Annotated in this window: 8 protein-coding genes and 1 pseudogene; 8 read left to right on the forward strand and 1 reads right to left on the reverse strand. The window is 35.1% G+C overall.

Going from position 1 to position 8,944, the window contains the following annotated elements; all coding sequences use genetic code 11:
• Nucleotides 1-36 precede the first annotated feature (36 nt).
• Nucleotides 37-555, reverse strand: a pseudogene (locus ACMZ6U_RS07770) (transposase family protein); the annotation flags it as partial.
• Between the two features lie 341 nt (nucleotides 556-896).
• Between ACMZ6U_RS07770 and ACMZ6U_RS07775 the strand changes: the two are divergent.
• The 8 genes from ACMZ6U_RS07775 (at nucleotide 897) to ACMZ6U_RS07810 (ending at nucleotide 8,912) form a co-directional block, all read left to right on the forward strand.
• Nucleotides 897-1,457 carry a hypothetical protein gene (locus tag ACMZ6U_RS07775; RefSeq protein ID WP_416107666.1) on the forward strand — a complete coding sequence of 187 codons (561 nt, stop codon included), beginning with the start codon at nucleotides 897-899 and terminating at the stop codon, nucleotides 1,455-1,457.
• A 156-nt stretch (nucleotides 1,458-1,613) separates the two neighbouring features.
• Nucleotides 1,614-2,048: a PTS sugar transporter subunit IIA gene (locus ACMZ6U_RS07780; RefSeq protein WP_416107668.1), complete on the forward strand. Its 435-nt coding sequence runs from the start codon at nucleotides 1,614-1,616 to the stop codon at nucleotides 2,046-2,048.
• A complete protein-coding gene (locus tag ACMZ6U_RS07785; RefSeq protein WP_416107670.1) occupies nucleotides 2,032-2,505 on the forward strand; it encodes a PTS system mannose/fructose/N-acetylgalactosamine-transporter subunit IIB in 474 nt (157 codons plus the stop codon). The genes ACMZ6U_RS07780 and ACMZ6U_RS07785 overlap by 17 nt, the downstream gene beginning before the upstream one ends.
• Nucleotides 2,502-3,275, forward strand: coding sequence for a PTS mannose/fructose/sorbose/N-acetylgalactosamine transporter subunit IIC (locus ACMZ6U_RS07790; RefSeq protein ID WP_416107672.1), 774 nt, complete (start codon nucleotides 2,502-2,504; stop codon nucleotides 3,273-3,275). The genes ACMZ6U_RS07785 and ACMZ6U_RS07790 overlap by 4 nt, the downstream gene beginning before the upstream one ends.
• Complete coding sequence (locus ACMZ6U_RS07795; protein WP_416107674.1) at nucleotides 3,272-4,078, forward strand: PTS system mannose/fructose/sorbose family transporter subunit IID; 807 nt, start codon at nucleotides 3,272-3,274, stop codon at nucleotides 4,076-4,078. The genes ACMZ6U_RS07790 and ACMZ6U_RS07795 overlap by 4 nt, the downstream gene beginning before the upstream one ends.
• Before the next feature lie 3 nt (nucleotides 4,079-4,081).
• On the forward strand, nucleotides 4,082-5,125 hold the full coding sequence (locus tag ACMZ6U_RS07800) for a tyrosine-protein phosphatase (protein ID WP_416107676.1): 1,044 nt from the start codon (nucleotides 4,082-4,084) through the stop codon (nucleotides 5,123-5,125).
• Nucleotides 5,126-5,144: 19 nt separating this feature from the next.
• Nucleotides 5,145-7,010: an HTH domain-containing protein gene (locus tag ACMZ6U_RS07805; RefSeq protein WP_416107678.1), complete on the forward strand. Its 1,866-nt coding sequence runs from the start codon at nucleotides 5,145-5,147 to the stop codon at nucleotides 7,008-7,010.
• 18 nt (nucleotides 7,011-7,028) lie between these two features.
• Nucleotides 7,029-8,912, forward strand: coding sequence for an ElyC/SanA/YdcF family protein (locus ACMZ6U_RS07810; RefSeq protein ID WP_416107680.1), 1,884 nt, complete (start codon nucleotides 7,029-7,031; stop codon nucleotides 8,910-8,912).
• Nucleotides 8,913-8,944: the final 32 nt, after the last annotated feature.

Genomic DNA, 8,944 nt, shown 5'->3' on the forward strand with positions numbered 1-8,944 from the left:
ATTGTTCTCAAGTACAGTGACGATTTGTCTGGTCTAAAAGTCCTGAGCAATAAAGGCTAGCTGCCCCTTGTTTCTTGACAATTCATCCCAAGACAAAATGGTAGGTAGCTTATCGAAAGTTTCTTTGATTTGAAAGTCTTCGAGTTGTCTTTGGACAGTCGCTACCGAGACATGACATTGCCTAGCGATAGCGGCATTGCTTAAGGCTTCAGTTAGAAGCTGTGTGATTTTAGCCCAGACTAGTTGCGAGATTTGGCAGTTTCTTTTCGCTAATGAGGTTTGAAAGACGACAACCTTGCGACAGTTTTTGCATTGAAAACGCCGTTTCTTGAGTTTTAAGACAGTTGGCATGCCTTGAACATCTAAAATCGGGATGGTTGATGGTTTTTGGAAGTCGTATTTGATCATCTTCTCTCGACAAAACAGATAAGCAGGCGCTTGATAATCAAGTTTAGCTCGTATGTCAATATGAGTTTGATGTTTCAAAACAAAAGAAATAGTGATCTTGTTATCTTTCAATCCAATTAAACCTGTGGTATTCTTAAATAGTTCCATATGACACTTTCTAATGAGTTGTTTGACGCTTTTCATTATAAGTCATGTGGGACTTTTTTGATACAGTCGAAAAGCCCTATAACATCCGTAGAGGATTTACGCACTACAGTCTTATAGAGCCGAAAAATATCAAATAGTCCCTCCTGGTCCTTTGAAAATTGAATAGACCGAGGTGGGACTTTATTTAGAACCTGTATTCACTAAATTCTTTTGTCATATTCTTATTGTATCGCTATTTTTGATTTTTGTTAAGTATTAGTAAGTCTTTTAACAAAGATTTGCAGACGGATTTCGGCCATACATTAGCAGTCAAGACCCCTATCGTTGCAACATGTGACTTTATGCCGAGATATAGAGAAAAGTTATTAAAGAATAATATGGACTTATCTGTTATCAATGAGGCATTTAAAGACTACAAAAATAGCGTGACATTTACTAACAGTAAACTAGATTTATGGTGGGAAGATCATGTTAGACATCTACGTCTAGGTCATACCGCAATGGAAATAGTCTTTTCAAACTATATCTCACCACTGTTCTCAGGATCTGAAAAACATGATGTTACCTGCCAATTTGGTATTGCTAGTGTACCAGGCAAACAAGCGATGACCGGAGGTGGTTCTATTGGCATTAGTAGATACTCCGCTCAGGTCACTCACTGCTTGAACTTTTTAAATTGGCTGTATTCTCCAGAGGTTTCTCGTCTATTAGCCTACCTTGGGGGTGTACTTCCTGTAGAAACAGTTATTGGGGACACTAATCTTGGCCAGATGTATCCATGGTTTGAGAATTTTAAGGAGATCTTCAGTCAGGGTAGTAGAAGTAACTGTTATGATTTTGTTACTGATTTAGATTTTGAAAATATATTAGGACAAGAGTTAATTGAGAGATTTTCTGAATGAAATAGTGGCAGTTAGTCTAGTGGCTAATTGCTTCTTTTTTTCAAAAAATTTCACTTTATAAAGTGAAAATACTTTCATTGAAACCGCATATCATTCCCTTTATAATTAACTTATAAAAAAAGTTTTTATTTAATTAAAATAAAGCAGGAGGATAATATGTTAGACGGTATTGCATTACTACTAATGTCACATGGTAATTTTGCGAAGGCTGCAATTGATAGTGCAGAGTTGATTGTAGGTAAGCAGACCAACTTTGAGACATTAGGAGTATATACAGTTGACGATGTCGAGGTTCTAAAAGAAGAGATGCTTCAAAAGATTTCCTCGTTGGATACAACTAAAGGACTGGTTGTTCTTACGGATATTATCGGAGGAACTCCAATAAATTTAGCATCACAACTTTTATCTCAGGAAAAAGTAGTAGTTGTCTCAGGGTTGAATCTACCCATGCTTTTAGAAGTTCTGATGAATCGTGGACAGCAAATTGAATCATTAGCTGCTGTATTAAAGACAGCTTATGACCAAGGATTTAGTGTCAGGACTAAACAAGATTTAATTGAAGAAGGAGAAGAAGATGACTATAGTCTTTAGTAGGATAGATGATCGCTTAATTCACGGTCAAGTAGTTACGACCTGGGTTAATATGCATAAGATTGAGCAAATTATTGTTTTGAATGATAAAGTTGCTGGTGACAAAACTCAAAAAAGTATTTTGACTATGGCAGCTCCACAAGGAATTTCTGTAAAAGCATTTCCTGTTGAAAAATTTGGTGAAATTATCAAAACAAACAAAATTACTAGACGAACAATGCTACTATTTACGACTAGTGAAGATGTATTAAGAGCTTACGAAGCTGGTGTTCCAATCCCTTCTCTTAATGTGGGTGGAATGCGGTTCCAAGAAGGTAGGGAGAAGCTAACTAAGTCAGTTGCTGTTACACCTTCCGAGAAGGAAGCATTCAAGAAATTATTGGAAAACTCAGTGGAAGTAACAATTCAGATGGTTCCAAACGATGAAAAAATTAAATTAGAGGAGGTCATTTCATGATCCAGGCATTACTAATTGCAGCGTGGGCTGGTCTATGTGCAATTGATGATATTGGTACTCAAATGTTGAGACGTCCCTTGCTGATTGCTCCCGTTATCGGCTTGATAATGGGAGATGTACAAACATCATTACTCATTGGTGCTTCACTAGAAGTTATGTGGATGGGTATCGGTAACGTTGGAGCTTATTCAGCACCTGACATCATTTCAGGTACTGCAATCGGGACGGCATTAGGTCTTGCATCAGGTGGTGTTGCGACTGCTGTAGCAGTTGCGGTTCCAGCTTCTCTATTAGCTCAACAATTACTCGTACTATATCGTTCAAGTATTGTTTATTTGAATCCAATCGCTGAAAAAATCGCAGAGACTGGTGACTTTAGTAAAGTTTATCGTATTAACTATATACCGATGGTAATTGCCTTCCTTATTCGTGCAGTTCCAACTTTCATTGCTGTATATCTCGGTGCTGGTGTAGTAGACCAAGTTGTTGCTGCACTTCCAAAAGAAATTATGTCAGGTCTTTCAGTCGCAGGTAAGATTATTCCTGCTGTGGGTATTGGTCTCTTATTACTGATGATGTTGAAAAAAGCTGAGCTTTGGACATTCCTAATCGCTGGTTTTGCTCTAGCAGTTTATCTGCAGCTTTCAGTTTTACCAATCACTCTAATCGCTTTACCGATTGCTTTGATTTACGACTTGGCAACTCAAAAAGCTCAAGTTAAAGAAGTTGTTGGACAAATTGATAATGATGAGGAGGACTATGATCTATGAGTAACAAAATTACAAAGCAAGATTTAAATAAAATATTTTGGAGAATGCAATTACTAAACGTAACTAATAACTTCCAATCAATGCAAGCTATTGGTTTCTTGTCAAGTTTCACACCCGTTCTTGAGCGTTTGTACAAGGATAAGCCAAAAGAGTTGCGTGTGAAAGCTATGAAGCGCCATCTTGAATTCTTTAATAGTCATGTTAACTCAGATGCCTTGATTCTTGGAATTGTAGCTGCCGTGGAAGAAACGACAACTGAAGATCAGAAGGATACTGTAACTGGTATCAAAACTGGCCTAATGGGACCACTCGCAGGTATTGGTGATAGTGTATTGAAATTCACTTGGTTACCAATTTGCGGAAGTATTGGTGCAGCTCTAGCATTAAATGGTAGTGTCCTTGGTCCGATTGTAATGTTCTTACTCTATAACTTTGTAAACATTGCGTCTAAATATTATGGTATCCACTTAGGCCACGCTAAAGGTGTAGAAATGATTGAAGGAGTAGGTGGCAATATACTGCAACGTTTATCAAATATTGCGAATGTTGTCGGTCTTATGGTTATCGGAGGACTTATTGCTTCTGTCGTTAAAGTAAATGTTGTCTCTGAAATTAAGACTGGTGACAACGTTATCCTCTTCCAAGAAATGTTTGACAAAGTTATGCCTGGGCTGTTTAGCATTCTGTTAACTTTTGTTATCTATAAAATTTTGAAAAAAACAAATGGCAAACATGCTCCACTATTGATCTTTGGAATTATGGTTATTTCTATCCTCTTGACCTATTTGAAAGTGTTAGGTTAGATTATGGCTAAAGAGTTTGAAGTGAAACAGTTACAGAAGAATATCTACACTTTTATTAGAGAAAATGATTCTGAAAATGAAGAAGTCGAAGTATTTCTGTTAAGTAGCTCAGACGGTGAGCCAATTAAGTTTCTAAAGAAAACTGATGATAACAAATTTAAAATTCTGCTAGAGTTAGATAGAAGACCGTATTTCCTGATTAAATCCAAGTCAGGCGAGTACAAAGTTGCTGAAAGAACTTTACCAGTGTCTGGAATGAATAATTTTAGAGATATGGGTGGTTATAAAGCTAATAACGGTAAGAGAGTAAAATGGGGGGTGTTATATCGTTCTGATCATATTCACAATGCAACAGAAGATGGTTTAGAATATCTAAGACAGTTGAACTTAAAGACAATTGTTGATTATAGGAGTGATAATGAGGTGTCAAAGTACCCCAATCCTATAATCCATGCAGGTGTCACGAGCTTTCAACTAGATCCATCTGCTCATGTTGCAGAGCTCGCAGCTCAATTTCAGTCTTCTAAAGAGGATGAGGACATTAACCTTATCAATAAAATAATTGAGCAACAAAAATCAGGTCAATTAGTAGATCACTCAGAAGTTGTCTATTCACAATATAGAACATTTGCAGAGGGTAAAGAATCTAAAACAGCATTTTCTAAAATGCTAACGGTTCTTGCAAATCCAAATTCGCCAGCTAGTGTTCAGCATTGTCGAGGAGGCAAAGATCGTACTGGTTACGGAGCTATGTTACTCTTAGGAATTCTCGGTGTCAGTAAGGAGGATTTAATTCACGATTATCTCATTACTGGAAAAAATCGTGAGGAACGCAATAGAGTAAAAATGGAAGGGTATAGAAAACTAACAACCGATGAAAAAGTGTTAGACCATCTCTATTCTTTTATTGATACAAAGTCAGATTTTATTGAAGCCTCTATCAATTCTATTTTTGATGATTATGGTTCAATTGAGCAATATGCTATCTCAGAGTTAGATATTGATAAGGAAATTATCGATAGACTTAGAGAAATGTATTTAGAGTAAAATATAGGAGGATAATATCGTGTATAAGAAAGTATCGGAGAGACTAAAAATCTTAGATAGCAAACCTAGACTTAAGGCGTTATTTATCCTCCTTTTTCGTTCGGAAGATTTTGTAACGAGTTCGTATATGGCTGAAAAGTTAAATGTAACATCACGAACAATAAAATCAGATATCAATGAATTAAAATCATGTATCCAGGATTTAGGAAGTATTGAATCCAAACGGTCATTTGGTTACAAATTGCATATCAATAATCCTAGTTATATAGAGCAAATCAAAGAGCTATTTCAGATATTTCCCTCTGTCAAGTTAGAAAATGAGAAAGATACATTTGTCTTACATATTCTTAGAAGGCTGGTATCATCTACAATACCACTCAAAATTGAAGACTTTCAGAGTGAACTACTCACGACTACTCCTTTGACCAGAGAATTACAGGAGGTGAAAAATCTCGTTTCGAAATATGGACTAACACTCCAGATGCGTCCGAAGTACGGTATCGAGATTGTTGGCCCACAATTTAAGAAAGTGATGCTGACCATCAGAATATATAGGTATTTTGATAGATACACTACTTATAAGTCAGGGGTCCCTGATTATGAAAATTTGTTTGCTTGTTCCGATTTTGACAAGGAACTTATCCGAAAAATAATTTTAAGCTCAATTACTAAATCTCGGATAGTTTTTTCGGACCTTAATATTGAAAGATTTATCATCTATTTAATTTATTTCCGAAATAATTATTATCAGAAAAATCAGGATCTAGAACTACAACCGATAAATTTTTGTTATGAATCTACGGATGAACATAAATTGGTTGTTGAAATTATTGAGAAATTAAATAGCCGTCTGTATGGATTTGTTTTCGAAAAAGAAATAATTCAGTTTTTAACTTACATTGCTGTTATAAGTACGGATTTATATAGATTCTCAGATTGTTCTAGTGAAAATTATAGTCAGCTTATTATACTTGCTCAAGAAACAAGAAACTTTATCCTTAGAGAGTTATCAGATTACTTCCGATTTGATTTCTTTGAAGATTACACTTGTTTTAAAGATACTTTGAAAATAATGCTTCCGATTAGCTTAAAGATACTGCTGAAAGTATCTGACAGTATTGATTTACGCTATAAGGATTTTAGCAGGAACGATGAGCAACCAATTTTAAGGTATTTCGTAGAGAAATTATCTTCAAAATTTTACGAGAAGTATGCTTATGAGTTTTCGAAAAGAGAGCTGGATATACTATACCTGACATTCTTAGGTGTACTTAATCGCATTGTACTTGATCGGAAAAAATTAAGACTAGCCATTATAGCCATTGATGGTCGATTGTCAACTCAGCAGTTGAAATTCAATCTGAAACACTATTTTTCAAATTATATAGAAAGGATCGAAACAAAAACATTATATGAATTAAATTACAGTGGCGATAAAAACTATGATTATTACCTTTGTTCCAACTTTGGTAAGAATTTAAACATTTCACAAAATCCAATTTACTATGTAAAAGATGGTTTGTCAGAATTTGATTATGATGATTCTTTTAGTACGATATTTTTTGATTCGTATTCGTATGATACAAAGTTCCCAGCAATAGAATTTCGGAATAATTTTATTGAAATTGAGCCTATGGATAATTTTGAAATTATTGAAATTGAAAATAATGGTACAAAAATTAGATTTAACCTGGATCTTTCATCTGAGGAGAATAATATTATTGTCTATCGTAACCTATCTCAAGAATATATTATTGATGTGCATATAAACGTTGAAAATAATCCTCAGCGTTTAAAAATGCTGTTAAATATCCTTAATAGTATGGTCTTAAGAAGTGATTTGCTTTCTAATAGTCATATTTCTTATCGTGATTTATTGATATAAACATTTTGGAGGATACTCATGTTCAATACAAATAATAATTCTTACAGAGCAAGAAAGTTTAGAGCATTGAAATTAACTTCAATTTCTACACTAGCTTTATTCTGGCTTTTGTCATCAGGACCAAATGTACAGGCTTTAGATAATAATAGTGAAAATTTGCCTACTAGCGTCTCTGTTACTAGTACTATTGATAGCTCACAAAGTATTGATACTACTAATTCAGAAATTAGTACAGAGACAAGAGTAGCTGAAAACGAAACAACTACTTTAATTAGTACTGATGATTCAGCACCTGGAGTGCAAACTAGAGCTTATTCAGCTGCATCAGATACCGAGAAAGCTTCAATTTCAAAAGATTTTTATGAAAATCTTACGAATGAACGCGTTGACTATACTAGTGAAATCGGTTTTGATTTCTACTCAGAATTACCTGCTCCAGGTGCAAAAGCTGATGGTAGAGGTGAGCCTTTGGAAAAATTGATTTCCAACTATGGTGATTCTTATGCCAATGATTCAATTCTTAGTGAAGATGTTATTAGATTTAGACGTTGGGAATGGCAAGATCTGTATAAATCTTTAGATCAGAAAGCTCAGGAAAATCCTGACTATTTGAACACTTATCGTTTACAGGCAGAGGTTTATTTAGTAAATAAAAATTATAAGGAGGCTTTTTCACAGCTAGATAGAATCTTAAGAAGAGATTCAAGCGATATTCATGCCTTATCTTTGTCTATCCTTGCTGCTAAAGTGACAGGTGAAAAGGAGCAAGTAAAAAACCGCTTAGCTGCTTTAAAATATATCTCACCAGAAGCAGAAGAAGCTGTTCATAATGTACTAAAATTTTCTGATTCAAACAATGCTAAGAAAGTAAATTATGGTTCAGACCAACTTACAGATATGGTTCCTGATGTCATTGCAGTTTTTGGTCAATCCCCAAATCCTGATGGTACTCCTTCACCGGCATTGATAACACGTCTCGAAAAAACAAAAGAAATGGCTGAAAGGTATCCAGATATTCCAATTGTGCTTAGTGGGGGTCCTGTTCGTTACGAATATGCGGAAGCAGATGTAATGGCAAAATGGCTTGTCGAAAATGGAATTTCTGCGGATCGATTGATTTTGGATGATATTGCTCGGGATACACCGGGTAACGCAGTAGGAATGGTTAAAGCGTTCAAAGAATTTGGAGCTAAAAAAGTCCTAGCTGTTGGTACAATTTTACACTTACCACGAGCTACAACCGTATTAAAAGTTTATGCTGATGCAGTAGGTTATGACATCACAATTGATTCAGCTGGCGGTGGAACACCTCCTTCAGGATCTAAGCAAGAAGTTGAAAGACTTTACACGTACGTAAATGCTTTGCGTGCAGGTTTCTTATATACTAAGGATGACTTTGATAAGTTTTCTAGAAGAACAGTTAAAGTTACCTTTAAGGACCATGATGAAAAAGTAATTGAAGAACGAGAATACAAGTTAGGTGAAAAAGTTGATTTCCCTACTTTAGCTAGAGATGGCTTTAGTTTAAAAGGTTGGGCAACAAATTCAGAAGGCATAAAACTAGATGAGTTCTTCCCTAAATTAGATACAACACTTTACGCAATTTGGGAGAAAAATCCTGATAATTTACCGTCAGAAAAACCAAAAGAACCAATCCAAACTGGTTCAAATGTAGTTGTAACTGAAGCTCCAGAGGCTAAAGAAAGTAATAAGAAAGCAGAATCTTCAGCTATCGTCACTAAGGTTTCAGAAGATAAAAAGCATTCACTACCTGCAACTGCCTCTGCGGTATCTCAAACAAAATCTTTACCTAAGACAAATTCAGTTAATAATTTATCTTACTCTTTGTTTGGATTCTGTTTGGTTGGTCTATTTTTTACTGGTCGTAAAAAAAGATCATAATATTTAAAAATATATGAAATTCAGGGAGTAGT

The sequence above is a fragment of the Streptococcus pluranimalium genome (assembly GCF_047785745.1).
Lineage (GTDB): Bacteria > Bacillota > Bacilli > Lactobacillales > Streptococcaceae > Streptococcus > Streptococcus pluranimalium_B.

Bases quoted from the DNA above. Each gene is read 5' to 3' on its own strand.
- ACMZ6U_RS07775 (WP_416107666.1), top strand. From the start codon at position 897: ATGCCGAGATATAGAGAAAAGTTATTAAAGAATAATATGGACTTATCT.
- ACMZ6U_RS07780 (WP_416107668.1), top strand. From the start codon at position 1,614: ATGTTAGACGGTATTGCATTACTACTAATGTCACATGGTAATTTTGCG.
- ACMZ6U_RS07785 (WP_416107670.1), top strand. From the start codon at position 2,032: ATGACTATAGTCTTTAGTAGGATAGATGATCGCTTAATTCACGGTCAA.
- ACMZ6U_RS07790 (WP_416107672.1), top strand. From the start codon at position 2,502: ATGATCCAGGCATTACTAATTGCAGCGTGGGCTGGTCTATGTGCAATT.
- ACMZ6U_RS07795 (WP_416107674.1), top strand. From the start codon at position 3,272: ATGAGTAACAAAATTACAAAGCAAGATTTAAATAAAATATTTTGGAGA.
- ACMZ6U_RS07800 (WP_416107676.1), top strand. From the start codon at position 4,082: ATGGCTAAAGAGTTTGAAGTGAAACAGTTACAGAAGAATATCTACACT.
- ACMZ6U_RS07810 (WP_416107680.1), top strand. From the start codon at position 7,029: ATGTTCAATACAAATAATAATTCTTACAGAGCAAGAAAGTTTAGAGCA.